Genomic DNA, 24,609 nt, shown 5'->3' on the forward strand with positions numbered 1-24,609 from the left:
GTGGGGGCAGGGCCAGCGCCCCTGCCCCCACCGTCACATCCAGGTCGGGGGATCCTTCCGGCCCGTCCGGCGTGCGAGGACCGGGGTCCGGGGCGGAGCCCCAAGAAACGGCGAAAGGGCGCGGCGGGGCGGGGCGGGAAGAAACGGTCCGCGCAGCGGCCCCCACCCCCGACTCAGCGCCCGGACCGCTTCCGCGGGGCGTCCCGGTCCGGAACCTCCGCATCGACCTCGGCATCGGCGAGGACCACGGCCAACGCCCCTTCACCGGCGTCACCCCAATGCTCCACCGCCCCCTCCACAACCTCCTGCAAGGTCTCCCACTCCTCCGGCCGCGACCCGGCGTACGACTGCCACGACGTCACCACCAGCAACCGCCCCGGCGACGACGGCAACCACGACAGGTCGATCAGCAGATCGGCCAGCGCGTCCCAGTTCCCCCCGAACCACGCGGGAGCGTCCAGCGCCGCCCCCCATCGCCGCATCAGCTCGGCCTTGTCGCGCACTCCGTCGAGGTCCACCCGTAGCGTCGTCCAGCCCGCCTCCTCGGCGGCGGCCACCGCCGGGGCGAGCGGCTGCGGATCCAGGGTCATCGCAGAACCGCCTTGAAGGTGTCGTAGTGGTCGTCCGTGTAGAAGAACTCCCCGCCCGCACCCGTCACGATCCGCCGGGCCCCGCGGTCGCGCTCGCCCGGCGTCTGCACCGTGAACTCGTGGTAGTAGCCGCGTGGGTGCGGGGGCAGGGCCTTCTCGAAGTTTCCGAAGACGGCCCCGTCCTGCCGGTACGGGTACGGCCCGCCGCTGTCGATGAGCGCGAGCACGCCTCGCGCCTGCTGTGGGAGAGCATCGACCCGTACGGTCGCCATCCCGTCGGCCCAGGCCGGTGCGGGTGTGGACACACCGGGGCTGGCACGCACCCCGGCGGAGGATGACGTCGTCTTCCCGCCGCCACACCCCGCCACGCCGACCAGCGCCACGCACAGGAACAGCACCCCCAGGAGGCGCAGCACGTACGGCGAGCGCGGCACGCGGGGCGAACGCAGCAACGATCGGGGCACGTCCCTGGAGATCATGCACCGATCGTGCCGAATATCCGATTCTGTCGCGAACCGCTCGACGGCGTCCGCGATGGCCTCAGAGCGCGGACATCTTGGTGTAAGGGCTCAGGATTCTCTTCTGGACCGACCCGAAGTCGACCAGGACTGCGATCCCCTCCTCGATACCGACGACACGGCCGAGGCCGTGCTCATCGTGAGAGACCCGGTCGCCGACGCTGAACTGCCGGAGCGGCGGTTCCACGGGGGCCTTGAACGGGCTGGACGGCAAATGGCGGCGAGGTACTGCGGACTTTGTCATTGAGACCAGTATGCGCCCCGCAGGCCTCCGCACGGCCCGCCGCTCGGATCTCAATTGCGGCACCATCCGCCCCGGGAGGCCCTTCGGGTCGCCCGCCGCCCCCGGATCAGTCGTCCGGGTCGGCCCGTTCCAGCGCCGGGCGCAGTCCGGGGGCCGATTCGGTGAGCAGGTAGTCCGCGACCGCCGTGTCCGTGACCAGGCTGGTCACCAGGCCGGATCGGAGCACCGCGCCGATCGCGGCGGCCTTGCGCAGCCCGCCCGCGATCGCCACGACCTCGGGGATGCGGCGCAGCCGGTCCGCCTCGACGGTGATGCAGCGCTCGCCCAGGTCTCGGCCGACGCGCCGCCCCTCGGAGTCGAACAGGTGGGCTGACATCTCGGCGGCCACGCCGAGCGAGGCGTAGTGCGCCCGCTCTTCGTCCGTGAGCATGTCGTGAACGGTGGAGATGCCGGGTTCCCACGAGCCGATCGACACCGCCGCGACGGTCACCTTGTCGAAGTACTCGAAGGCGCGCGCGATCCCGGTCTGGTTCCGCAGCGCGGCAGCGGTCGCCGGGTCGGGGAGCAGCATGGGCGCGTAGATCGGGTGCGCGTCGCCACCCGAGACCTGGGCGGCCCGACGCACGGCCTCGACGGACCCTCGTTCGGCCGTGCCCGCGTCGTACACACCGGTCAGCTGCACCACGGTGCACGGCGGGAGGCGGTGCAGGGAGGCGGCCATGTGAATGGTCGACCGCCCCCACGCCAGGCCCAGTACGTCGCCCTCGTTGACCAGCTCACCGAGCAGATCGGCCGCGACGGCGCCCAGGTTCTCCGGGTCGGGCGCGTCCTCGGTCGCATCCGCCGGGGACTCGACCACCACCGCGTGCCGGAGCCCGTACCGGGCCCGCAGTGCGTCGGAGCGCTCCGCGTCGAGCTCGGCGGGCACCCGGATCTCGATCCGCACGAGGTCGCGCTCCAGGGCGGTCTCCAGGACCCGGGCCACCTTGAAGCGGCTCACGCCGAACTCCTCGGCAATCTGGATCTTGGACTTGCCCTCCAGGTAGAAGCGGCGGGCCATGGCCGCCGCCTGCACCAGCTCCGCGGGTCCCATCCGCAGGGCTGACCGTCCCGCCGACATTGCAGACACCGCGTTCTCCTCACTGCTGTTCACATTCTCGACTCGCCATTCATCCTGTCAGATCCGACGGCCGCTGATCGGCCTGGACGGCTCCCGTTCACCGAGCTGTTCACCAAGCCTTGTCTCAGTGGTCACAGGCCCAGGGCGCTGCGGAGATCGCGACGTCGGCCTGCTCACGAAGGGTACGCACGGCGGAGGCCGGATCGACCGCCCCGTAGACCGCGCTTCCCGCGACGAACACGTCGGCACCGGCCTCGGCGCACTGCTCGATGGTCGAGGCCGAGACCCCGCCGTCGACCTGGAGCCACAGCTCCAGGCCGTGCTTGGCGATCAGCTCCCGGGTACGGCGGATCTTGGGGAGCATGATGTCCAGAAAGGGCTGGCCACCGAAGCCCGGCTCGACCGTCATGATCAGCAGCATGTCGAGCTCGGGGAGGATGTCCTCGTACTGCTCGATCGGCGTCGCGGGCTTGAGCGCCATGGACGCCCGCGCCCCCTTGGCCCGGATCTCCCGCGCGAGCCGTACCGGAGCGGCGGCGGCCTCGGCGTGGAAGGTGACCGACCCGGCGCCGGCTTCGACGTACCGCGGGGCCCAGCGGTCCGGGTCCTCGATCATCAGGTGCAGGTCCAGCGGAATGTCCGTGGCCCGACTCAGGGACTCCACGATGGGCATCCCGAGGGTCAGGTTCGGGACGAAATGGTTGTCCATGACGTCGACGTGCAGCCAGTCGGCCCCCTCTACGGCCTTCGCCTCGTCGGCGAGGCGGGCGAAGTCGGCGGACAGGATGCTGGGATAAATCTGAGCGGCCATGCCCCAAGCCTGCCATGCCCTCGCACACTTCCGGCCATGACCCCGGATCTCAAGACCAGTGTAGCGACACTTAAATGATCACGGCGAACAATTCACTAATCCTTCCGGATCGCCTCTCGCACGGCTCCGTTCATGACACCCGTCGCCGCGACCAGTACCCCCGCCCCCTCGCCCTGGCGCACCAAGGGCTTCCGCACCCTCGTCGGGTTGCGCTACGCCGTGCGCCGCAGCAGCGCCAGGTACATCGCGTCCGTGCCGTGCAGGTGCGGCCACAGCTGTACGTCGGGGCCGTCGCCCAGGGCCGGTACGCCCTCCATGTACGGCCTGGCGTCGATCAGTTCGGCCGAGACGGGGTTCGCCCCCGCACCGCGGCCCTTCAGGACGTCGTCCACGACCACGCGGGTCTCCGCCAGGTGCGGCGAGCACGTCGCGTACCCCACGACGCCGCCCACCCTTACGGCCGACAACGCCTCCCGCAGCAGCGCCCGTTGCAGCGGGGCGAAGCCCTCCAGGTCCTCCGGCCGCCGACGCCACCGCGCCTCCGGCCGGCGGCGCAGCGCACCGAGGCCGGAGCACGGTACGTCCATCAGGACCCGGTCGAAGGAGCCGGGCCGCCACGGCGGGCGGGTCCCGTCCGCCGCGATGACCTGGTACGGACCGGGATTGCCGGCCAGGGCCCGCTCCACGAGCCTCGCCCGGTGCGGCTGCTTCTCGGACGCCAGCAGGAACGCCCCGCGCTGCGCCGCCAGGGCCGCCAGCAGGGCCGCCTTGCCACCGGGGCCGGCGCAGCCGTCCAGCCAGCGCTCGTCGCGGCCTTCGACCGGCGCGGCGGCCAGCGCCATCGCCACCAGCTGGCTGCCCTCGTCCTGGACGCCGGCGCGTCCCTCGCGGACCGCCTCCAGCGCCCCGGGCTCGCCGCCCTCGGCCATCCGGACGGCATAGGGGGACCACCGGCCCGGCAGCGCCGAGTCCTCGCCCACCGCCGCCAGCAGTTCCTCGCGGGTGGAGCGCCCCGGCCGGGCGACCAGGGTGACCTCGGGCCGCTCGTTGTCGGCCTCCAACAGGTCCTCGATCCCGGCCCGCCCACCGCCGAGGGCGTCCCACAGTGCGCTGACGACCCACCTCGGATGCGAGTGGTACACCGCGAGGTGCTCCTCGGCGTCCTCCTCGTACGGCGGGGCCACGCGCTCCAGCCAGCCTTCGAGGTCGTGCGCGGAGATCTTCCGCAGGACGGCGTTCACGAACTTCGCGCGCCCGTCCCCGAGCACCACCCGGGCCAGCTCCACGCTCGCCGACACGGCCGCGTGCGTCGGGATCCGGGTCCCCAGCAGCTGGTGCGCGCCCAGTGAGAGCACGTCGAGCACCGGCGGGTCCACCTCGCGCAGCGGACGGTCGATGCAGGCCTTGATGACCGCGTCGTACGTGCCCTGCCGGCGCAGCGTCCCGTACACCAGCTCGGTGGCCAGCGCCGCGTCCCGTGCCTCGAAGTTCTCGTCCTGGCGGGCCTTGCGCAGCAGCGGCGGCAGGACGAGGTTGGCGTAGGCGTCGCGTTCGTCCACCGCCCGCAGCACCTCGAAGGCCAGCATGCGGACGGGGTCCTTCTTGGGCCGGCGGTACGGCTTGGCCTGCTTGCCGGCCGTGCCGGGGGCGGAAGGACGCCGACGGGGCTGGCGGGGCTGTTCGCTCACGTGAAAGGTGCTCCGGATGTACGAGTGCTACGCGTGCTACGGGTACGACGGGTCCGCAACGGCGGATCCTGCAAAGAAGACGGAAAGTACGACCGGGTTCAGCCTACGTCGGCCGCGCCCAGCCGCTCGCCGGGAGCGATCCGCACCCCGCGGGCCCAGTCGGCTCCGCGCATCGGCTTCTTGCCCTGCGGCTGTACCCAGAGCAGTTCCACGGCGTGCGAGCCGGTTCCGACGTAGACGTTGTTCTTGGCCGGGGCCAGCTCGCCGGGCGCCAGGTCGGTGCGCTCGGGCACGAGGCCGACGGAGATCAGCTTGAGCCGCTCCCCGCGGAAGACGGTCCACGCGCCCGGCGCCGGAGTGCAGCCGCGCACCACGCGGTCGGCCCGCATCGCCGGGGCGTTCCAGTCGATCCGGGCGTCCTCGACCGTGATCTTGGGGGCGAGCGAGATCCCGCCGGCGGGCTGCTCGACGGCGCGCAGCGTCCCGTCCTCGATGCCGTCCATCGTGGCAGCGAGCAGGCCCGCGCCGGCGAAGGCCAGCCGGGTCAGCAGGTCACCACTGGTGTCGGTGGGACGGATCTCCTCGGTCAGGATCCCGTAGACGGGCCCGGAGTCCAGGCCCTCCTCGATCCGGAAGGTGGAGGCGCCGGTGACCTGGTCCCCTGCCATGATCGAGTGCTGCACGGGCGCGGCTCCGCGCCATGCGGGCAGCAGCGAGAAGTGCAGGTTGACCCAGCCGTGGCGGGGGATCTCGATGGCGCTCTTGGGGATCAATGCGCCGTACGCGACGACCGGGCAGCAGTCGGGGTCGATCTCGCGCAGCCGGGCCTGGAACTCCGGGTCCCGCGGCCGGACCGGCTTGAGGACCTCGATGCCCGCCTCCTCGGCGCGCTCGGCGACCGGGCTGGCGACGAGCCGGCGACCGCGGCCGGCCGGTGCGTCGGGCCGGGTGACGACGGCCGCGACCTCGTGGCGCCCGGAGGCGATCAGGGCGTCCAGGGCGGGCACGGCGACCTCGGGGGTGCCTGCGAAGACGAGCTTCACTGGGGTCCTACCTCGCTATCTCGGCTGTCAGCAGCACACCAGTCTATGGTCCCGGCGCCGACGGGGGCGCCCGGGCCGATCGGCCCCCGCCCCACACGTACCTTCCGCCGCACCTGACAGACCCTTTCTGGTACGCCCCACAGCCCCCACCCGCCCCACCAGGGGGCGTACGTACTTCCACGCGCCTCTCGCATATGCCGACACGCCCCCGGGGCGTGACTTCATTGCCGTTTGGCGCGTTGGTCAAGAGAGATTGACCGAAACCGGGCCGCGATGAGAACGGTGTCTGCGGCCCGATCCGCTCTTCAGCACCGGTTCGAGAGGCTTCTTCATGGCCGACCACGCCACCCACGACGCCCAAGCACGGGCCAGCCTGCACCTCCTGGTGCGGGACATCGAGCGGGTTCGCCGGCAGGTGGATGCTCTGCGTACGCTTACCGCCCAGCTCGGCAACGTGTACCGCCCGCGCCGCTCCGGTCCCTCCACGGGCTTCGTCGTCTACGGCCGGGCCCCCGCGCCCACCGTCCGCCTCGCGCAGGAGCTGCGGGACAGCGTCGAGACGCTGGTCACCGCTGCGGTGGACTTCGACCGCTCACTCGGTTTCTCGTGGGACGCCGTCGGCTCCGCGCTCGGTGTCACCAAGCAGGCGGTCCACCGGCGGTACGGGGCCCGGCGGGCCCAGACCGCCGAGTCGGCGGAGCCGCTGGCCGAGGGGACGACCACCCGGGCGCTGGGGCCGCTCCCCACGGTCCCGGCGGCACGCTCGGTACCGCCGCAGCCGGTGCGCGAGGAGTCCCAGGCCGCGGCCTCCTCCCGCTCCGCGGCCTTCCCGGGGCCCCGTAACGGCTGATCCTCCGAAGGCCGCCGGGACGCCGACCCCCGACGGCCGGCCGGACCGACGCCGCGCCCCTAACCCGCCCCCGGCGGAACGACCCTCAGGCCGTTCCCACCGGGGGCGGGTCCGTGCCGACGACGAACGCCTCAGCCGATGTCCGGCGGGTCGATCCGCACCCGGACCGCCTCCGCCGCCGGAACCCCCCGCGCCATCCGGGCCGCCTGGGCCGACTTGAGGGCAGCCGCCAACGCAGCCCCGCTGCCGGGCGGGACCCGGACCAACGCCCGCTCCCCCGGGGACGGCTCCCCGCGCCGCCCCGGGAGCGGTACGGGCCCCAGCACCTCCGCGTCCGGCGGCAGGCCGGCGCCGGCCAGGAAGGCCTCCACCGCCTCGCCCCGCCCCGCCACCGCCGCCATCCGGGACACCGGCGGGAAGCCGAGCTGGGCCCGCTCCGCGAGCTCCCGCACCGCATGGCCCACCGGGTCCCACCGCACGAGCGCCTGGACCGGCCGGAGCGTCGGCTCGGCCACCACGACGACCTGTCCGTCCCCCCGCACCAGCGAGGCGGCGGCGATCCACCGGCGCAGCGCGTCCTCGCCGGCCCGCAGATCGGGCCGGGTCAACATGGCCCAGCCGTCCAGCAGCAGGGCCGCCGCGTACCCGGGGCCCGCCGCAACGGGCTCGGCGCCCGGGGTGCACACCACCAGCGCCGGCCGGTCCGGCACCTCGTCCAGGACGTGGTCGCGCCCGGACGTCCGGACCGGCACGGCCGGGAAGGCCCGCCCGAGCTCCTCGGCCGTCCGCCGGGCGCCCACCACCTGGGCGCGCAGCCGGAAGGAACCGCACTCCTCGCAGTGCCAGGACGGCTCCGCCCGCCCGCACCAGCCGCACTGCAGGTCCCGCGCGTCGGGGGCCTCCAGCGGCCCCGCGCAGACCGTACAGCGGGCCGGGGTGCGGCACCGCTCGCAGGCCAGCCGGGGCACGTACCCGCGCCGGGGCACCTGGACGAGCACGGGCCCGGACTTCAGCCCCTCCCGTACGGTCTCCCACGCCAGGCTCGGCAGCCGGGCGGCCCGCGCCGCCTCGTCCCGGGCCAGCAGTTCGTCCCCGACGGTCCGGATGCGGGGCGCACACGCCCGTACGGTCTCCCGGTCCGCGACCAGCGGCCGTGCCCACCCGGACTCGACCAGTTGGGCAGCCTCCACGGTGCAGCTCGTGCTCCCGGCCAGGAAGGCGCAGCCGTCGCTGACGGCCCGCAGCTCCAGCACCTCCCGTACGTGCGGGAACGGGGCGTGGTCGTCGCTGTGGCTGGAGTCGCCGTCGTCCCAGATCGCGACCAGCCCGAGGTCCCGCACGGGCGCGAACATCGCCGCCCGGGTGCCGATGACGGCCCGCACCGAGCCCCGGTGCACGGCGAGCCACTGGCGGTAGCGCTTCTCGGGGCCCGATTCGGCGGTCAGCAGCGCGTGGCGTCCCTCGCCCAGCAGGGCGGTGAGGGCGGCGTCGAGGCGTGCGGCGGTGCGCCCGTCCGGCACGACGGCGAGGGCGCCCCGGCCTGACGCGAGGGTGGCGGCGACGGCCCGGGCCAGCTCGTCGGCCCAGCCGGGCCCCGGCAGGGCGGTCCAGACGGCGCGCGGGGTCCCTCCGGTGGCGAGGGCCCGCAGGAAGGCGGGCCCCGCACCGTAGCGCGCCCAGCCGCCGGGGTCGGGCGCGGCTGGCGCGGGCAGCGGCTCGGGCGAGGGCTTGGCCTCGGCGCGGGCGTTGCGCGGGGGCAGTGCGAGCTGGAGCACATCGGCCAGGCTGCCGGCGTACCGGTCGGCGACGGCGCGGGCGAGCGTGAGCATGCCCGGGGTGAGCACCACCTCGGGCGACACGACGTGGGCCAGTGCGGCCAGCGCCCCGGTGTAGTCGGATTCGGCGCAGCGCTCGACGACGAACCCGTCGATGAGGCCGCCGCCCTCGCGGCGGCCACCGTGGACCTGGTGGGACCCGGCCCCGAACCGGACCCGGACGCGGACCCCGGGCTGGGCGGCTTCGGAGAGCTCCTCGGGGACAGCGTAGTCCCAGAGCTGGTCGAGGTGGAGCACGCCCTTGTTGACGAGGACCCGGGCGACGGGAAGCTCTCGGGCGAGGGCGGCGCCCCGCCAGGTACGTGGTTTGGCCTTGGGGGCCTTGGCCTTCGCCTCGGCGACGATCTCCCGGATGAGGGCGAGCTGCTCCGGCGGACCGCCGGGACCCTCGTCCCCGCCCCGCTGTCCGGACCCGTTCGCGCTGCTCACACCCGCATTCTTACCAAACCCCACCGACAACGGACGGGCCCGGCCGCGCTCCCGGGACCTCCCCGGCGCCCCGCACCGGGCCGGGTACGCCGGCGTACCCGCGAGGGCGCCCCGGGGGACGCAAGCGCGTCGTAGGGCGTGAGGGCCCGAGGAACGCGGACGGCCCCGGACACCCACAGGGTCCGGAGCCGTCGCCGTGCTTGGGCGTGCGCGGTGGTCCTACAGGCCTGCGGCCGTGCGCAGGGCGTCGACGCGGTCGGTGCGCTCCCAGGTGAAGTCCGGCAGCTCGCGGCCGAAGTGGCCGTACGCGGCGGTTTGGGCGTAGATCGGGCGCAGCAGGTCCAGGTCGCGGATGATCGCGGCCGGGCGCAGGTCGAAGACCTGGCCGATGGCGTCCTCGATCTTCTGGACCTCGACCTTGGCGGTGCCGAAGGTCTCGACGAAGAGACCGACGGGCTCGGCCTTGCCGATGGCGTACGCGACCTGGACCTCGCAGCGCGAGGCGAGGCCGGCGGCGACCACGTTCTTGGCGACCCAGCGCATCGCGTACGCGGCGGAGCGGTCGACCTTGGACGGGTCCTTGCCGGAGAAGGCACCGCCGCCGTGGCGGGCCATGCCGCCGTACGTGTCGATGATGATCTTGCGGCCGGTCAGGCCGGCGTCGCCCATCGGGCCGCCGATCTCGAAGCGGCCGGTCGGGTTGACCAGCAGCCGGTAGCCGTCGGTGTCCAGCTTGATGCCGTCCTCGATGAGCTGCTTGAGCACGTGCTCAACGACGAACTCGCGGATGTCCGGGGCGAGCAGCGAGTCGAGGTCGATGTCGGAGGCGTGCTGCGAGGAGACGACGACGGTGTCGAGGCGGACGGCCTTGTCGCCGTCGTACTCGATGGTGACCTGGGTCTTGCCGTCGGGGCGCAGGTACGGGATGGTCCCGTTCTTGCGGACCTCGGACAGGCGGCGCGAGAGCCGGTGCGCGATGTGGATCGGGAGCGGCATGAGCTCGGGCGTCTCGTCGCAGGCGTAGCCGAACATCAGGCCCTGGTCGCCGGCGCCCTGCTTGTCGAGTTCGTCCTCGTCGCCCGTGGCGGTACCCATGACCCGCTTCTCGTACGCGGTGTCGACGCCCTGCGCGATGTCCGGGGACTGCGCGCCGATGGACACCGACACGCCGCAGGAGGCGCCATCGAAGCCCTTCTTCGAGGAGTCGTAGCCGATCTCAAGGATCTTGTCGCGGACGAGCTGCGCGATCGGCGCGTAGGCCTTCGTCGTCACCTCGCCCGCGATGTGCACGAGACCGGTGGTGATGAGGGTCTCCACGGCCACGCGCGAGGTCGGGTCCTCGGTGAGAAGTGCGTCGAGGATCGTGTCGCTGATCTGGTCAGCGATCTTGTCGGGGTGCCCCTCGGTGACGGACTCCGAGGTGAACAGGCGACGGGACACAACGCTCCCTGGGGTTGCAGCGGCTGCTGGCTGATCATTTGGCGGAACCTTATCGGGGGCTGCGCCCGATCACGTTCCGGATGCAGTTTATCGGTCGCCACCGTTTGCGGGACCACCTGTCTCGCCCTATGGGAGCCATGTGACCTGCGGCACTCCATTCTGGCTCATGGAATTGGCTACGAGAAGGGTCTTCGTTCAGGCGCGCCGCGGAGCAAGTCGCGGCGCGACCTGGTCCCACAGCACGTCGGCCAGCGCCTCCTTGGGACCATAGGGCACTGCCAGCTCGACCCCATCGGAGGCCAGGATCACCGCCTCGTTCTCCTCGGAACCGAAGGTCTTGGACTCGCCCACCTCATTCACGACGAGAAGATCACACCCCTTGCGGAGCAGCTTGGCGCGACCGTTGGCGAGCACGTCGTCGGTTTCGGCGGCGAAACCCACCACGACCTGGCCTTCCCGGCCCCGGTCGGCCGAGATCTCCGCGAGGACGTCGGGGTTGCGCACCAGCGCCACCGGCGCGGGGTCCTGCCCGTCCTTCTTCTTGATCTTGCCTCCGGCGTACTCGGCCGGCCGGAAGTCGGCCACGGCCGCCGCCATCACCACGACGTCGGCGTCCGCCGCCGCCTTGAGGACGGCTTCCCGCAACTGCACGGCGGTGCCGACGCGTACGACGTCCACCCCGGCCGGGTCCGCCAGCGCGGTGTTGGCCGCCACGAGGGTGACCCGGGCCCCGCGGGCGACGGCCGTGCGGGCCAGCGCGTAGCCCTGCTTGCCGGAGGAGCGGTTGCCGAGGAACCGGACCGGATCGAGCGGCTCCCTGGTTCCGCCCGCGCTGACCACCACGTGCCGGCCGACCAGATCGGGCTCGATGACCCCGCCGGCCGGGCTGCGCCTGCGCAGGACGTGGCGGCACACCTCGTAGATCTCCTCGGGGTCGGGAAGTCGCCCCTTGCCGGTGTCCTTGCCGGTGAGCCGGCCGACTGCGGGCTCGATGACGACGGCGCCGCGCCGGCGCAGCGTGGCCACGTTCTCCTGGGTGGCGGGGTGCTCCCACATCTCGGTGTGCATGGCGGGGGCGAAGACCACCGGGCAGCGGGCGGTGAGGAGCGTATTGGTGAGCAGGTCGTCGGCCAGGCCGTGCGCGGCCTTGGCGAGCATGTCGGCCGTGGCCGGGGCGACCACGACGAGGTCGGCGGACTGCCCGATCCGGACGTGCGGCACCTCGTGGACGGTCTCCCACACCTCGGTCCCGGCCGGGTGGCCGGACAGTGCGGCCCAGGTGGCCTCGCCCACGAAGTTCAGGGCCGACGCCGTGGGCACCACTCGTACGTCGTGTCCGGATTCGGTCAGCCGGCGCAGCAGCTCGCACGCCTTGTACGCGGCGATCCCGCCGCTGACTCCGAGCACGACCTTCGGCTTACCCACCACACACGCCCCTTCGGCTGACCGTCATCCGTGCCGCACCCCTGCCCGCGGCACACCTACCTATGACACACCACAGGCCCGGCAGATGTTCTGCCGGGCCTGTGGTGAAAGGAATTCTCGGTGCCTTACTGGGCCGGGGCCTCGATGGCCTCGGAGGTCAGCAGACCCGCGTTGATCTCGCGCAGCGCGATCGAAAGCGGCTTCTCGTGGACGTGGGTGTCCACCAGCGGGCCGACGTACTCGAGCAGGCCCTCACCGAGCTGCGAGTAGTACGCGTTGATCTGACGCGCGCGCTTGGCCGCGTAGATCACGAGGCTGTACTTCGAGTCCGTGGCCTCGAGCAGCTCGTCGATCGGCGGGTTGATGATGCCCTCGGGCGCAGTGATGGAAGAGGACACGCTCTACCTTCCGAAGAATGGGTGAAAGATCAAACATTGATCGATTGAATCGATCAACGATCAGACAACTTCCATCAAGGCTAGCAGCTCGCGCGCCACGTCCTCGACGGAGGTGTTGACCAGGGTGGTGTCGAACTCGGATTCGGCAGCGAGCTCGACCTTGGCGGTCTCCAGCCTGCGCTGGATGACCTCGGGCGATTCGGTGCCGCGGCCGGTGAGCCGGCGGACCAGTTCGTCCCAGCTCGGCGGCGCCAGGAAGACGAGCAGGGCTTCGGGCATCGACTCGCGGACGAGCCGTGCGCCTTGGAGGTCGATCTCCAGGAGGACGGGTTCGCCGTTCTCCAGTCGCTCCACCACCGCGCCGCGCGGTGTGCCGTAGCGGTTGCCCGCGAACTCGGCCCACTCCAGCAGCTCGCCGTTGGCGATCAGCTTGTCGAACTCGTCGTCGCTGACGAAGAAGTAGTGGACTCCGTGTCGCTCACCGGGCCGCGGCTTGCGGGTGGTGGCCGACACCGAGAGCCAAACCTCAGGGTGGACCTTGCGCATATGCGCGACGACCGTGCTCTTGCCGACCCCCGAAGGGCCGGAGAGCACGGTCAGCCGCGGACGAACCTCTGCTGCCATAGAGCGATTATCCAGGTTCTCAGGACTGCCTGAGAACGCCGGGGGAACTCCGGGCGAAGCGTCAGCCGGCAGGAGTGCCGAACTCACGCTCCAGAGACGCGATCTGGTTGGAACCGAGACCTCGGACACGCCGGGACTCGGAGATGCCGAGGCGCTCCATGATCTGCTTGGCGCGCACCTTGCCCACGCCAGGCAGGGACTCCAGCAGGGCGGAGACCTTCATCTTGCCGATGACGTCGTTCTCCTGGCCCGTCTTGATGACCTCTTGGAGCGAGGCGCCGGAGTGCTTGAGTCGATTCTTCACCTCGGCCCGCTCCCGGCGAGCCGCGGCGGCCTTTTCGAGCGCGGCTGCGCGCTGTTCAGGGGTAAGGGGCGGAAGAGCCACGCCTACGTCACCTCGGATGTCGAACTGTCGGATACGGACCGGTGGGGAACCCTAGGGCGCCACACCAGGCGAATGCCCGAACAGCGATGGAACTCGTTCGCTGCTCGTTCACTCTGGTCGGAGACTAGCGGGCATGACCGCTCCAGTCAGCGAGAACGGACGAAAAGTCCTGGTCAGCCTCCACTGAACCGTACATCACAGACAAAACACCCCGGTTTTGTCCGGCGAAAGACGCTCGATTTTCGTCAGACCGTACGACGCGTGGTGTGATCGACTCGCCCGCCGACCCCGTCGAACGAGGTCAGGCGGAGACGGCCCGGCGGATTTCGTCCGCGAACCGGGTGGCCGAGGCACGCAGCGCGGCGGCATCCGGCCCGTGCTTGAGGACCCCGCGGGACACGTTCGGCACCACGTTGCCCACGGCCGCACCGAAGACCGCCGGCAGGTCGGCCGCGGTGGCACCCTGGGCACCGATGCCGGGCGCCAGCAGCGGTCCGTTGATGTCCAGGTCGAAGGACGACAGGTCGCCGAGCGTGGCACCGACCACCGCTCCGAAGGAGCCCATCGGCGACGCGCCCTCGTTCTCCGCCGCCAGGTGCGCCAGCATCGTCGCGCCGATCGTACGACCGTCCTCGCGCACCGCGCGCTGTACCTCCGCACCCTCCGGGTTGGAGGTCAGGGCCAGGACGAACAGGCCCGCGCCCGAGGCACGGGCCAGGTCCACCGCCGGCTGCAGCGAGCCGTAGCCCAGGTAGGGGGACACCGTCAGGGCGTCGGAGAACAGCGGCGAGGCCGGCGACAGGAACGTCTGCGCGTACGCGGCCATCGTCGAGCCGATGTCCCCGCGCTTGGCGTCCATCACGACCAGCGTGCCGGCGGCCCGAGCGTCCGCGACGGTCCGCTCCAGCACGGCGATCCCCTTCGAGCCGAAACGCTCGAAGAAGGCCGCCTGCGGCTTGAAGACGGCGACCGAGTCGGCCAGCGCCTCGACGACCGTGCGGGAGAACTTCTCCAGCCCGGCGATGTCGTCGTCCAGGCCCCATGCCGAGAGCAGCGCGGCGTGCGGGTCGATGCCCACGCACAGCGGGCCGCGGGAGTCCATCGCCGCACGAAGGCGGGTGCCGAACGGGGTCACGGGGGTCTCGGTCACTGCGCGGCCTTTCGGGTCTCGGCGCCCACCGCTTCGGCGAGGGTCGCGTACGGGCTGGCGGCCAGGCGCGCGGCCAGGCCCTTGTGGATGGCGCGGGCGTAGCAGGGGCCCTCGTAGATGAAGGCGCTGTACCCCTGGATCAGGGTCGCGCCGGCCAGGATGCGCTGCCAGGCGTCCTCGGCGTTCTCGATGCCCCCGACCCCCACGAGCACCAGGCGGTCGCCCACACGGGCGTACAGGCGGCGCAGGACCGCCAGGGAACGCTCCTTGACCGGTGCGCCGGAGAGGCCGCCGGTCTCCTTCACCAGGGACGGGGAGGACTTCAGGCCCAGGCCCTCCCGCGCGATGGTCGTGTTCGTCGCGATGATGCCGTCCAGGCCCAGCTCCAGCGCCAGGTCCGCGACGGCGTCCACGTCCTCGTCGGCGAGGTCCGGCGCGATCTTCACCAGGAGCGGCACCCGGCGGTCCGTCACCGTGCGGTCCGCGGCCTCCCGTACGGCCGTCAGGAGCGGGCGCAGGGACTCGGTGGCCTGGAGGTTGCGCAGACCCGGGGTGTTCGGCGAGGAGACGTTCACGACCAGGTAGTCCGCGTGGCGGGCCAGGCGCTCGGTGGAGGCGACGTAGTCCGCCACCGCCTCCTCCTCCGGCACGACCTTCGTCTTGCCGATGTTGACGCCCACCACCGTGTGGAAGACCGGCGTGCGGGCCGCCAGGCGCTCCGCCACGACCGCCGAGCCCTCGTTGTTGAAGCCCATCCGGTTGATCAGCGCGCGGTCCGGCACCAGGCGGAACAGGCGCTTCTTCGGGTTGCCCGACTGCGGCTGCGCGGTGACGGTGCCGATCTCGACGTGGTCGAAACCGAGCATGGACATGCCGTCGATGGCGACGGCGTTCTTGTCGAAGCCCGCCGCGAGGCCGAAGGGGCCGTGCATGCGCAGCCCGAGCGCCTCGGTGCGCAGTTCCTTGAAGCGCGGCGCCAAGGCCGCCGCCACGAAGGTGCGCAGCACCGGGGTGCGGGCCGCGAGGCGGATCCAGCGGAAGGCCAGGTAGTGGGCCTGCTCCGGGTCCATCCGCTTGAAGACCAGGTCGAAGAAGAATTTGTACATGTCGTGGAGATCCTTGTGCGCTCATGAGGAGGGGGACACCGTCGCGCGTTCGCGATCGCGGTGTCCCCCTCCTCGTGCAGTCTGCTAGTCGCGGGCGGCGGTCAGGTGCTCCGCGTGCTCCTGGAGCGAACGGACGCCCACGTCCCCGTGGTTGAGCGCGTCGATGCCCTGGACGGCCGCGGCGAGCGCCTGGACCGTGGTCAGGCACGGGACGCTGCGCGCCACGGCCGCCGTACGGATCTCGTAACCGTCGAGCCGGCCGCCGGTGCCGTACGGGGTGTTGACGATCAGGTCGACCTGGCCGTCGTGGATCAGCTGGACGATGGTCTTCTCGCCGTTCGGGCCCTCGCCCTCGCTGAGCTTGCGCACCACGGTGGCGTTGATGCCGTTGCGGCGCAGCACCTCGGCGGTGCCCGAGGTGGCCATCAGCTCGAAGCCGTGGGCGACCAGCTCGCGCGCCGGGAAGATCATCGAGCGCTTGTCACGGTTGGCGACGGAGATGAACGCGCGGCCCTTCGTCGGCAGCGGTCCGTAGGCGCCGGCCTGCGACTTGGCGTACGCCGTGCCGAAGACGGAGTCGATGCCCATGACCTCGCCGGTGGAGCGCATCTCCGGGCCGAGGACGGTGTCCACGCCGCGGCCGTGGATGTCGCGGAAGCGCGACCACGGCATGACGGCCTCCTTCACGGAGATCGGCGCGTCGAGCGGCAGGGTGCCGCCGTCGCCGGTCTTCGGAAGCATGCCCTCTTCGCGCAGCTCGGCGATGGTGGTGCCGAGCGAGATGCGGGCGGCGGCCTTCGCGAGCGGGACCGCGGTCGCCTTCGAGGTGAAGGGGACGGTGCGGGAGGCGCGCGGGTTGGCCTCCAGCACGTAGAGGATGTCACCCGCCATCGCGAACTGGATGTTGATCAGGCCGCGTACGCCGACGCCCTTGGCGATGGCCTCGGTGGAGGCCCGCAGGCGCTTGATGTCGAAGCCGCCGAGGGTGATCGGGGGCAGGGCGCAGGCCGAGTCGCCGGAGTGGATGCCGGCCTCCTCGATGTGCTCCATGACGCCGCCGAGGTAGAGCTCGTTGCCGTCGTAGAGGGCGTCGACGTCGATCTCGATCGCGTCGTCGAGGAAGCGGTCGACGAGCACGGGGCGGGTCGGCGAGATCTCGGTGGACTCGGCGATGTACGACTCCAGGCGGGCCTCGTCGTAGACGATCTCCATGCCGCGGCCGCCGAGCACGTACGACGGGCGCACCAGGACCGGGTAGCCGATCTCGTCGGCGATCGCCTTCGCACCCGCGAAGGTGGTGGCGGTGCCGTGCTTGGGGGCGGGCAGTCCGGCCTCGGCGAGGACCTGGCCGAAGGCACCGCGGTCCTCGGCGGCGTGGATGGCCTCCGGCGGGGTGCCGACGACCGGGACGCCGTTGTCCTTGAGCGCCTGGGCGAGGCCGAGGGGGGTCTGGCCGCCGAGCTGGACGACCACGCCCGCGATCGGGCCGGCCAGCGATTCGGCGTGGACGATCTCCAGCACGTCTTCGAGCGTCAGCGGCTCGAAGTACAGGCGGTCGGAGGTGTCGTAGTCCGTGGAGACGGTCTCGGGGTTGCAGTTGACCATCACGGTCTCGTAGCCGGCCTCGCTGAGCGCGAAGGAGGCGTGGACGCAGGAGTAGTCGAACTCGATGCCCTGGCCGATGCGGTTCGGGCCGGAGCCCAGGATGATGACCGCGGGCTTGGTGCGGGTCGCGACCTCGGACTCCTCGTCGTAGGACGAGTAGAAGTACGGGGTCTTCGCGGCGAACTCCGCGGCGCAGGTGTCGACCGTCTTGTAGACCGGGCGGACGCCGAGGGCGTGGCGGACCTCGCGGACGACGTCCTCGCGCAGGCCTCGGATCTCGGCGATCTGGGCGTCGGAGAAGCCGTGACGCTTGGCTTCGGCGAGCAGCTCGGGGTGGAGCTTCTCGGCGGCGGCCAGCTCGTCCGCGATCTCCTTGATCAGGAAGAGCTGGTCCACGAACCAGGGGTCGATCTTCGTGGACTCGAAGACCTCTTCCTGGGTGGCGCCGGCGCGGATGGCCTGCATGACGGTGTTGATGCGGCCGTCGGTCGGGCGGACCGCGGTGGCCAGCAGCTCGTCCTTGTCGCCGACGGGGCCGACGAAGGTGAACTGCGAGCCCTTCTTCTCCAGGGAGCGCAGGGCCTTCTGCAGCGCCTCGGTGAAGTTGCGGCCGATGGCCATGGCCTCGCCCACCGACTTCATGGTGGTGGTGAGGGTGGCGTCGGCGGCCGGGAACTTCTCGAAGGCGAAGCGCGGTGCCTTGACGACCACGTAGTCGAGCGTCGGCTCGAAGGAGGCCGGCGTCTTCTCGGTGATGTCGTTGGGGACCTCGTCGAGCGTGTAGCCGATGGCCAGCTTGGCGGCGATCTTGGCGATCGGGAAGCCGGTGGCCTTCGACGCGAGGGCCGAGGAGCGCGAGACGCGCGGGTTCATCTCGATGACGATGACGCGGCCGTCGACCGGGTCGATGGCGAACTGGATGTTGCAGCCGCCGGTGTCGACGCCGACCTCGCGGATGATCGCGATGCCGATGTCGCGCAGCCGCTGGTACTCGCGGTCGGTCAGCGTCATCGCCGGGGCGACGGTGATCGAGTCACCGGTGTGGACGCCCATCGGGTCGAAGTTCTCGATGGAGCAGACGACGACCACGTTGTCCTTGGTGTCGCGCATCAGCTCCAGCTCGTACTCCTTCCAGCCGAGGATGGACTCCTCCAGGAGGACCTCGGTGGTCGGGGAGAGCGTGAGGCCCTGGCCGGCGATGCGGCGCAGCTCCTCCTCGTCGTGGGCGAAGCCGGAGCCGGCGCCGCCCATGGTGAAGGAGGGACGGACGACGACGGGGTAGCCGCCGAGGGTCTCGACGCCCGCCAGGACGTCCTCCATCGAGTGGCAGATGACCGAGCGCGCGGACTCGCCGTGGCCGATCTTGGCGTTGACGGCCTCGACGACGCCCTTGAAGAGGTCGCGGTCCTCGCCCTTGTTGATGGCCTCGACGTTGGCGCCGATGAGTTCGACGCCGTACTTCTCCAACACGCCCTGCTCGTGCATGGAGATGGCGGTGTTGAGCGCGGTCTGGCCGCCGAGGGTCGGGAGCAGCGCGTCGGGGCGCTCCTTCGCGATGATCTTCTCGACGAACTCGGGGGTGATCGGTTCGACGTACGTGGCGTCGGCGATCTCCGGGTCGGTCATGATCGTCGCGGGGTTCGAGTTCACCAGGATGACCCGCAGGCCCTCGGCCTTGAGGACGCGGCAGGCCTGGGTGCCGGAGTAGTCGAACTCGGCGGCCTGTCCGATGACGATCGGGCCGGAGCCGATGACCAGGACGGACTGGATATCGGTGCGCTTAGGCACGCTCGGCCTCCATCTGGGCGGTGCTCATCAAAGACGTGAAGCGGTCGAAGAGGTACGCGGCGTCGTGCGGGCCGGCAGCCGCTTCGGGGTGGTACTGGACGGAGAAGGCCGGCTGGTCGAGCAGCTGGAGGCCTTCGACGACCTGGTCGTTCAGGCAGACGTGGGAGACCTCGGCGCGGCCGTAGGGGGTCTCGGAGACCTTGTCGAGGGGCGCGTCGACGGCGAAGCCGTGGTTGTGCGCGGTGACCTCGACCTTGCCGGTGGTGCGGTCCTGGACCGGCTGGTTGATGCCGCGGTGGCCGTACTTCAGCTTGTAGGTGCCGAAGCCGAGCGCGCGGCCGAGGATCTGGTTGCCGAAGCAGATGCCGAAGAGCGGGGTCTTGCGCTCCAGGACGGCCTGCATGAGGGCGACGGGACCGTCGGCGGTGGCCGGGTCGCCCGGGCCGTTGGAGAAGAACACGCCGTCCGGAGCGACCGCGTACACGTCCTCGACGGTGGCGGTCGCGGGCAGCACGTGCACCTCGATGCCTCGTTCGGCCATCCGGTGCGGGGTCATGCCCTTGATGCCGAGGTCCACGGCGGCGACCGTGAACTTCTTCTCGCCGATGGCGGGGACGACGTACGTCTCCTTGGTGGCGACCTCGGCGGAGAGGTTGGCGCCCTTCATCTGCGGGGCCTCAAGGACGCGGGCCAGCAGGCTCGCGTCGTCAGCGACGGCCTTGCCGGAGAAGATGCCGACGCGCATGGCGCCGCGCTCGCGCAGGTGGCGGGTCAGGGCGCGGGTGTCGATGCCGCAGATGCCGACGACGCCCTGCGCGACCAGCTCCTCGTCCAGCGAGCGCTGCGCGCGCCAGTTGGAGGGCTTGCGGGCGGGGTCGCGGACCACGTACCCGGCCACCCAGATGCGGGAGGACTCGGGGTCCTCGTCGTTGACTCCGGTGTTGCCCACGTGGGGGGCGGTCATCACGACGACCTGCCGGTGGTACGACGGGTCGGTGAGGGTCTCCTGGTATCCGGTCATGCCGGTGGAGAACACGGCCTCGCCGAAGGTCTCCCCCACAGCGCCGTAGGCACGGCCGCGGAAGATCCGACCGTCCTCCAGGACGAGTACGGCGGGAGCTTTGGCTGCTCCCCTGGTGGAGGTCGTCATCGTTCGGCGCCTTCCGTCGTGATGGATGGGTTCATGAGGTTGATGGCTTCGACCCAGGCGGCGTGTTCGGCCGCGCGGTCGGAGCGGAATCCCGAGTCGATCAGCGTGTCGCCGTGCGCCCAGGTGACGACGAGCAGACCGCCCTCGGTGAGTACCTTGCCCGCGATCCCCTTGTCGAGGCGGGCGCCGCGCAGCTGCGCAGCCGGTACGAAGAAGTCGGTGGCACCCGGACGGACCACGTCGAGGCCGGCGTCGGTGAGCGTGAGCTCGACCCGACTGCGCACCCCCAGACCGTGGGCGACGATCCGGTCGAGCCACTGCCCGGCGGTGGTGGACCCGTGGTACCGGCCGGTCAGGGCCAGCCGGTGTTCGGGGAGACCGCCGGGGGCGACGGGCAGCTCCGGCAGATCGCTCTGCAGGGCGCCGCGCCATTTCCAGCCCTGCCGCATCAGCCAGTACACGAACGCGATGAAGACGAGCAGACCGATCACCCACGCGATGCGGGCGCCCCAGTCCGTCACCTCCGCCGACTGTCGTTCGGCGGCCTCGGCGGCCAGTCGGATTACTGCAGGTGTCACGCCAGATTCCCGTCCACGACCGTTGCCCGGCCCCGCAGGAAGGTGTGAGTGACGCGCCCCGGCAGCTCACGGCCCTCGTAAGGCGTGTTGCGGCTGCGGGAAGCGAAGTGTGCGGGGTCCACGACACCACGGTACGAGGTATCGACCAGCGTCAGGTTCGCGGGTTCACCTGCCGAGACGGGCCGTCCGTGGTTCTCCAGGCTGCCGATGCGCGCGGGGGCGAAGGACATGCGCTCCGCGACGCCCGCCCAGTCGAGCAGCCCGGTCTCCACCATCGTCTGCTGGACGACGGAGAGCGCGGTCTCCAGGCCCACCATGCCCATGGCTGCGGCGGCCCACTCGCAGTCCTTGTCCTCGTGCGGGTGCGGGGCGTGGTCGGTGGCGACGATGTCGATCGTGCCGTCGGCGAGCGCCTCGCGCAGGGCCATCACGTCGCGCTCGGTGCGCAGCGGCGGGTTGACCTTGTAGACCGCGTTGTAGGAGCGGACGAGCTCGTCGGTCAGGAGCAGGTGGTGCGGGGTGACCTCGGCGGTGACGTCGATGCCGCGGGACTTGGCCCAGCGGACGATCTCGACGGAGCCGGCGGTGGAGAGGTGGCAGATGTGCACGCGGGAGCCGACGTGCTCGGCGAGGAGGACGTCGCGAGCGATGATCGACTCTTCGGCGACGGCCGGCCAACCGCCCAGGCCCAGTTCGGCGGAGACGACGCCCTCGTTCATCTGGGCGCCCTCGGTGAGGCGGGGCTCCTGGGCGTGCTGGGCGACGACACCGCCGAAGGCCTTCACGTACTCCAGGGCGCGGCGCATGATGACCGCGTCGTCGACGCACTTGCCGTCGTCGGAGAAGACGGTGACGCGGGCGGCGGAGTCGTGCATGGCGCCCAGCTCGGAGAGCTGCTTGCCCTCCAGGCCGACGGTGACGGCGCCGATGGGCTGCACGTCGCAGTAGCCGGACTCCTTGCCGAGGCGCCAGACCTGCTCGACGACGCCGGCGGTGTCGGCAACCGGGAAGGTGTTCGCCATGGCGAAGACGGCGGTGTAGCCGCCGGAGGCCGCGGCGCGGGTGCCGGTCAGCACGGTCTCGGAGTCCTCGCGGCCGGGCTCGCGCAGGTGGGTGTGCAGGTCGACGAGGCCGGGGAGGAGGACCTGGCCCCCGGCCTCGATGACGGTCGCGTCGTCGGCGGAGAGGTTCTGACCGACCTCGGCGATGGTCTCGCCGTCGATCAGGACGTCCTGCGCCTCGCCGCCGAGTACCTTCGCGCCACGGATCAGGATCTTGCTCATCTTTACTTGCTCTCCTCGATGCGGGGCGTGCTGGTGGTGGTGACGGCGGGCTCGGAGCCTCCGAGCAGCAGGTACAGGACGGCCATCCGGGTGGAGACGCCGTTGGCGACCTGTTCGACGGCCGTGCAGCGGTCGGAGTCGGCGACCTCGGCGGTGATCTCCATGCCGCGGTTCATCGGACCGGGGTGCATCACGATGGCGTGCTCGGGCATCTTGGCCATGCGGTCGCCGTCGAGCCCGTACCGGCGGGAGTACTCGCGCTCGGTCGGGAAGAAGGCCGCGTTCATGCGTTCGCGCTGCACACGAAGCATCATCACCGCGTCGGACTTCGGCAGCACCTCGTCGAGGTTGTACGAGACCTCGCAGGGCCAGCTCTCGACGCCGATCGGGACCAGGGTGGGCGGGGCCACCACGGTGACCTCCGCGCCGAGCGTGTGGAGCAGTTGGACGTTGGAGCGGGCCACCCGGCTGTGCAGGACGTCACCGACGATGGTGATCCGGCGGCCTGCCAGGTCCTTGCCGAGGCCGGCGTCACGTCCGACCAGGCGGCGGCGCATGGTGAAGGCGTCCAGCAGGGCCTGGGTGGGGTGCTCGTGGGTGCCGTCGCCGGCGTTGACGACGGCGGAGTCGATCCAGCCGGACGTCGCGAGCCGGTACGGGGCGCCGGAGGCGTGGTGGCGGATGACGACCGCGTCCGCGCCCATGGCCTCCAGGGTCAGCGCGGTGTCCTTCAGGGATTCGCCCTTGGAAACCGAGGAGCCCTTGGCGGAGAAGTTGATGACGTCGGCGGAGAGCCGCTTGGCGGCGGCCTCGAAGGAGATCCGGGTGCGGGTCGAGTCCTCGAAGAAGAGGTTGACGACCGTGAGCCCGCGCAGGGTGGGCAGCTTCTTGATCGGCCGGTCCGCGACGCGGGCCATCTCCTCGGCGGTGTCGAGGATGAGGACGGCGTCGTCGCGCGTGAGATCGGCGGCCGAGATGAGGTGGCGCTTCATCTGGGTGCTCCGTAAGTCGGGGAGGGCAGGCAGGCGGGCGGGCTGTCTGGAGTGCGGGCTGACCGGGGTGCGGGCAGGGCAGGCTTGCGCGCGGACCCCGCTGTCGGGGCCCATCACTCGTACGGGCTACTGGCCGGCTGCCGCGTCGGTCCGCTGGCCGAGCAGCACGGCGTCTCGGCCGTCCTCCTCCTGGAGCTGGACCTTGACGGTCTCCCGCAGCGACGTGGGGAGGTTCTTGCCGACGTAGTCGGCGCGGATCGGCAGTTCGCGGTGGCCGCGGTCGACGAGGACCGCGAGCTGCACGGCGCGGGGGCGGCCGAGGTCGCCGAGCGCGTCGAGGGCGGCCCTGATGGTGCGGCCGGAGAAGAGCACGTCGTCGACGAGGACGACGAGGTGTCCGTCGATGTCGTCGCCGGGGATCTCGGTGCGACCGATCGCACGGGCGGGCTTCATCCGCAGATCGTCGCGGTACATGGTGATGTCGAGGGATCCGACCGGGATCTTCGTACCGGTGATCTCTTCGAGCTTGGCGGCCAGCCGGCGGGCGAGGTACACACCGCGGGTGGGGATGCCGAGGAGCACCACGTCGTCGGCGCCCTTGGCGCGTTCGACGATCTCGTGGGCGATGCGGGTCAGCACCCGCGCGATGTCCTGTGCTTCGAGCACGGGGCGCATCGCTTCGATGCCCTGGGCATCGACGTTCTGAGCAGCCTGAGCGTCCATGGAAAGGACCTCCTTCTCCGCCTCACGGGACGGACCTTAAAGGACGTCTGATGTACGTCTTCCACGGTACCAGGGGGATGGCGGGGAACCCGCACCGGGCCCGGGCGAGGACCCTCGTACGTGGTCGATGGAGAGCATTCGGCTTGACGCATCCAAGTAACGCTGCGTAACCTCACAGTGAGTTACCAGCCGCGCGGCGGAGCCGCACGTGGTCAATGTCGTCACAGCGTCCATGTCGTCACAGCGTCACAGCGTCCGGGAGCGTTATGTCCAGCGAATACGCCAAACAGCTCGGGGCCAAGCTCCGCGCCATCCGCACCCAGCAGGGCCTCTCCCTCCATGGTGTCGAGGAGAAGTCCCAAGGCCGGTGGAAGGCCGTGGTGGTCGGATCTTACGAGCGCGGGGACCGCGCCGTGACCGTCCAGCGCCTCGCCGAGCTGGCGGACTTCTACGGAGTGCCGGTGCAGGAGCTCCTTCCGGGCACGACTCCGGGCGGGGCTGCCGAGCCGCCGCCGAAGCTGCGCCTGGACCTGGAGCGCCTCGCGGGCGTTCCCGCCGAGAAGGCCGGCCCGCTCCAGCGTTACGCGGCGACCATCCAGAGCCAGCGTGGCGACTACAACGGCAAGGTGCTGTCGATCCGCCAGGACGACCTGCGCACCCTCGCCGTCATCTACGACCAGTCCCCCTCGGTCCTGACCGAGCAGCTGATCAGCTGGGGCGTACTGGACGCGGATGCGCGTCGCGCCGTGGCGCACGAGGACATCTAGTCCCGCGCCCAGGAACAGCAGAAACGTTACCGGCGTGGGCCGGGAGCCGGTTGCGGCTCCCGGCCCA

The 24,609-nt window shown here is 71.3% G+C and carries 23 protein-coding genes; 2 read left to right on the forward strand and 21 right to left on the reverse strand.

What is annotated here, in order from left to right; all coding sequences use genetic code 11:
• Positions 1 to 173: 173 nt before the first annotated feature.
• The 7 genes from ABZZ20_RS13425 to fmt all read right to left on the reverse strand — a co-directional run bounded on the left by ABZZ20_RS13425 (position 174) and on the right by fmt (position 6,014).
• Positions 174 to 590, reverse strand: coding sequence for a barstar family protein (locus tag ABZZ20_RS13425; RefSeq protein WP_356869550.1), 417 nt, complete (start codon positions 588 to 590; stop codon positions 174 to 176).
• On the reverse strand, positions 587 to 1,069 hold the full coding sequence (locus tag ABZZ20_RS13430; protein ID WP_356869551.1) for a ribonuclease domain-containing protein: 483 nt from the start codon (positions 1,067 to 1,069) through the stop codon (positions 587 to 589). Before ABZZ20_RS13430 ends, ABZZ20_RS13425 begins: the two co-directional genes overlap by 4 nt.
• Positions 1,070 to 1,130: 61 nt before the next feature.
• Complete coding sequence (locus ABZZ20_RS13435; protein WP_030157491.1) at positions 1,131 to 1,352, reverse strand: CarD family transcriptional regulator; 222 nt, start codon at positions 1,350 to 1,352, stop codon at positions 1,131 to 1,133.
• A 106-nt stretch (positions 1,353 to 1,458) separates the two neighbouring features.
• Positions 1,459 to 2,472 (reverse strand): sugar-binding domain-containing protein, encoded by a 1,014-nt coding sequence (locus tag ABZZ20_RS13440; RefSeq protein WP_356869717.1) that lies wholly within the window; start codon positions 2,470 to 2,472, stop codon positions 1,459 to 1,461.
• 124 nt (positions 2,473 to 2,596) lie between these two features.
• Positions 2,597 to 3,283, reverse strand: a complete 687-nt coding sequence (gene rpe / locus ABZZ20_RS13445; RefSeq protein WP_356869552.1) for a ribulose-phosphate 3-epimerase — start codon at positions 3,281 to 3,283, stop codon at positions 2,597 to 2,599.
• 212 nt (positions 3,284 to 3,495) lie between these two features.
• Complete coding sequence (locus ABZZ20_RS13450) at positions 3,496 to 4,971, reverse strand: transcription antitermination factor NusB (RefSeq protein WP_356869553.1); 1,476 nt, start codon at positions 4,969 to 4,971, stop codon at positions 3,496 to 3,498.
• 98 nt (positions 4,972 to 5,069) lie between these two features.
• Complete coding sequence (gene fmt / locus ABZZ20_RS13455) at positions 5,070 to 6,014, reverse strand: methionyl-tRNA formyltransferase (protein WP_356869554.1); 945 nt, start codon at positions 6,012 to 6,014, stop codon at positions 5,070 to 5,072.
• Positions 6,015 to 6,345: 331 nt separating this feature from the next.
• Here fmt and ABZZ20_RS13460 point away from each other — a divergent pair, with 331 nt between their 5' ends.
• Positions 6,346 to 6,864, forward strand: a complete 519-nt coding sequence (locus ABZZ20_RS13460) for a hypothetical protein (protein ID WP_356869555.1) — start codon at positions 6,346 to 6,348, stop codon at positions 6,862 to 6,864.
• Positions 6,865 to 6,995: 131 nt separating this feature from the next.
• On the opposite strand, the gene ABZZ20_RS13465 is transcribed toward ABZZ20_RS13460, so the two are convergent.
• The 14 genes from ABZZ20_RS13465 to pyrR all read right to left on the reverse strand — a co-directional run bounded on the left by ABZZ20_RS13465 (position 6,996) and on the right by pyrR (position 23,775).
• Entirely contained in the window at positions 6,996 to 9,128 is a 2,133-nt protein-coding gene (locus ABZZ20_RS13465) for a primosomal protein N' (protein ID WP_356869556.1), read from the reverse strand.
• A gap of 219 nt (positions 9,129 to 9,347) precedes the next feature.
• Complete coding sequence (metK, locus tag ABZZ20_RS13470) at positions 9,348 to 10,568, reverse strand: methionine adenosyltransferase (protein WP_356869557.1); 1,221 nt, start codon at positions 10,566 to 10,568, stop codon at positions 9,348 to 9,350.
• 195 nt (positions 10,569 to 10,763) lie between these two features.
• On the reverse strand, positions 10,764 to 11,993 hold the full coding sequence (gene coaBC / locus ABZZ20_RS13475; RefSeq protein WP_356869558.1) for a bifunctional phosphopantothenoylcysteine decarboxylase/phosphopantothenate--cysteine ligase CoaBC: 1,230 nt from the start codon (positions 11,991 to 11,993) through the stop codon (positions 10,764 to 10,766).
• 125 nt (positions 11,994 to 12,118) lie between these two features.
• Entirely contained in the window at positions 12,119 to 12,391 is a 273-nt protein-coding gene (rpoZ, locus tag ABZZ20_RS13480; RefSeq protein WP_004948662.1) for a DNA-directed RNA polymerase subunit omega, read from the reverse strand.
• A gap of 60 nt (positions 12,392 to 12,451) precedes the next feature.
• Entirely contained in the window at positions 12,452 to 13,015 is a 564-nt protein-coding gene (gmk, locus tag ABZZ20_RS13485; RefSeq protein ID WP_356869559.1) for a guanylate kinase, read from the reverse strand.
• Positions 13,016 to 13,076: 61 nt separating this feature from the next.
• On the reverse strand, positions 13,077 to 13,400 hold the full coding sequence (locus ABZZ20_RS13490) for an integration host factor (RefSeq protein WP_008740406.1): 324 nt from the start codon (positions 13,398 to 13,400) through the stop codon (positions 13,077 to 13,079).
• Positions 13,401 to 13,701: 301 nt separating this feature from the next.
• Positions 13,702 to 14,550, reverse strand: a complete 849-nt coding sequence (gene pyrF / locus ABZZ20_RS13495; RefSeq protein WP_356869560.1) for an orotidine-5'-phosphate decarboxylase — start codon at positions 14,548 to 14,550, stop codon at positions 13,702 to 13,704.
• A complete protein-coding gene (locus ABZZ20_RS13500; protein ID WP_356869561.1) occupies positions 14,547 to 15,656 on the reverse strand; it encodes a quinone-dependent dihydroorotate dehydrogenase in 1,110 nt (369 codons plus the stop codon). Before ABZZ20_RS13500 ends, pyrF begins: the two co-directional genes overlap by 4 nt.
• Positions 15,657 to 15,740: 84 nt before the next feature.
• On the reverse strand, positions 15,741 to 19,049 hold the full coding sequence (gene carB / locus ABZZ20_RS13505; RefSeq protein ID WP_356869562.1) for a carbamoyl-phosphate synthase large subunit: 3,309 nt from the start codon (positions 19,047 to 19,049) through the stop codon (positions 15,741 to 15,743).
• Positions 19,042 to 20,199 carry a glutamine-hydrolyzing carbamoyl-phosphate synthase small subunit gene (carA, locus tag ABZZ20_RS13510; RefSeq protein ID WP_356869563.1) on the reverse strand — a complete coding sequence of 386 codons (1,158 nt, stop codon included), beginning with the start codon at positions 20,197 to 20,199 and terminating at the stop codon, positions 19,042 to 19,044. The genes carB and carA overlap by 8 nt, the downstream gene beginning before the upstream one ends.
• The gene (locus ABZZ20_RS13515) at positions 20,196 to 20,777 is read right to left on the reverse strand and encodes a hypothetical protein (protein WP_356869564.1); all 582 of its coding nucleotides are present in this window, start codon (positions 20,775 to 20,777) and stop codon (positions 20,196 to 20,198) included. Before ABZZ20_RS13515 ends, carA begins: the two co-directional genes overlap by 4 nt.
• Positions 20,774 to 22,060, reverse strand: coding sequence for a dihydroorotase (locus tag ABZZ20_RS13520; RefSeq protein WP_356869565.1), 1,287 nt, complete (start codon positions 22,058 to 22,060; stop codon positions 20,774 to 20,776). The genes ABZZ20_RS13515 and ABZZ20_RS13520 overlap by 4 nt, the downstream gene beginning before the upstream one ends.
• 2 nt (positions 22,061 to 22,062) lie before the next feature.
• Entirely contained in the window at positions 22,063 to 23,052 is a 990-nt protein-coding gene (locus ABZZ20_RS13525) for an aspartate carbamoyltransferase catalytic subunit (protein ID WP_356869566.1), read from the reverse strand.
• Positions 23,053 to 23,178: 126 nt separating this feature from the next.
• Positions 23,179 to 23,775: a bifunctional pyr operon transcriptional regulator/uracil phosphoribosyltransferase PyrR gene (gene pyrR, locus ABZZ20_RS13530; RefSeq protein WP_356869567.1), complete on the reverse strand. Its 597-nt coding sequence runs from the start codon at positions 23,773 to 23,775 to the stop codon at positions 23,179 to 23,181.
• A 266-nt stretch (positions 23,776 to 24,041) separates the two neighbouring features.
• Between pyrR and bldD the strand changes: the two genes are divergently transcribed.
• Positions 24,042 to 24,542: a transcriptional regulator BldD gene (gene bldD / locus ABZZ20_RS13535; RefSeq protein WP_007263032.1), complete on the forward strand. Its 501-nt coding sequence runs from the start codon at positions 24,042 to 24,044 to the stop codon at positions 24,540 to 24,542.
• The last annotated feature ends 67 nt before the right edge of the window (positions 24,543 to 24,609 follow it).

It is taken from the genome of Streptomyces sp. NPDC006430 (genome assembly GCF_040612395.1).
Taxonomy (GTDB): Bacteria; Actinomycetota; Actinomycetes; order Streptomycetales; family Streptomycetaceae; genus Streptomyces.

Bases quoted from the DNA above. Each gene is read 5' to 3' on its own strand.
- ABZZ20_RS13425 (WP_356869550.1), bottom strand. From the start codon at position 590: ATGACCCTGGATCCGCAGCCGCTCGCCCCGGCGGTGGCCGCCGCCGAG.
- ABZZ20_RS13430 (WP_356869551.1), bottom strand. From the start codon at position 1,069: ATGATCTCCAGGGACGTGCCCCGATCGTTGCTGCGTTCGCCCCGCGTG.
- ABZZ20_RS13435 (WP_030157491.1), bottom strand. From the start codon at position 1,352: ATGACAAAGTCCGCAGTACCTCGCCGCCATTTGCCGTCCAGCCCGTTC.
- ABZZ20_RS13440 (WP_356869717.1), bottom strand. From the start codon at position 2,472: ATGTCGGCGGGACGGTCAGCCCTGCGGATGGGACCCGCGGAGCTGGTG.
- rpe (WP_356869552.1), bottom strand. From the start codon at position 3,283: ATGGCCGCTCAGATTTATCCCAGCATCCTGTCCGCCGACTTCGCCCGC.
- ABZZ20_RS13460 (WP_356869555.1), top strand. From the start codon at position 6,346: ATGGCCGACCACGCCACCCACGACGCCCAAGCACGGGCCAGCCTGCAC.
- gmk (WP_356869559.1), bottom strand. From the start codon at position 13,015: ATGGCAGCAGAGGTTCGTCCGCGGCTGACCGTGCTCTCCGGCCCTTCG.
- ABZZ20_RS13500 (WP_356869561.1), bottom strand. From the start codon at position 15,656: ATGTACAAATTCTTCTTCGACCTGGTCTTCAAGCGGATGGACCCGGAG.
- carA (WP_356869563.1), bottom strand. From the start codon at position 20,199: ATGACGACCTCCACCAGGGGAGCAGCCAAAGCTCCCGCCGTACTCGTC.
- ABZZ20_RS13520 (WP_356869565.1), bottom strand. From the start codon at position 22,060: ATGAGCAAGATCCTGATCCGTGGCGCGAAGGTACTCGGCGGCGAGGCG.
- ABZZ20_RS13525 (WP_356869566.1), bottom strand. From the start codon at position 23,052: ATGAAGCGCCACCTCATCTCGGCCGCCGATCTCACGCGCGACGACGCC.
- pyrR (WP_356869567.1), bottom strand. From the start codon at position 23,775: ATGGACGCTCAGGCTGCTCAGAACGTCGATGCCCAGGGCATCGAAGCG.
- bldD (WP_007263032.1), top strand. From the start codon at position 24,042: ATGTCCAGCGAATACGCCAAACAGCTCGGGGCCAAGCTCCGCGCCATC.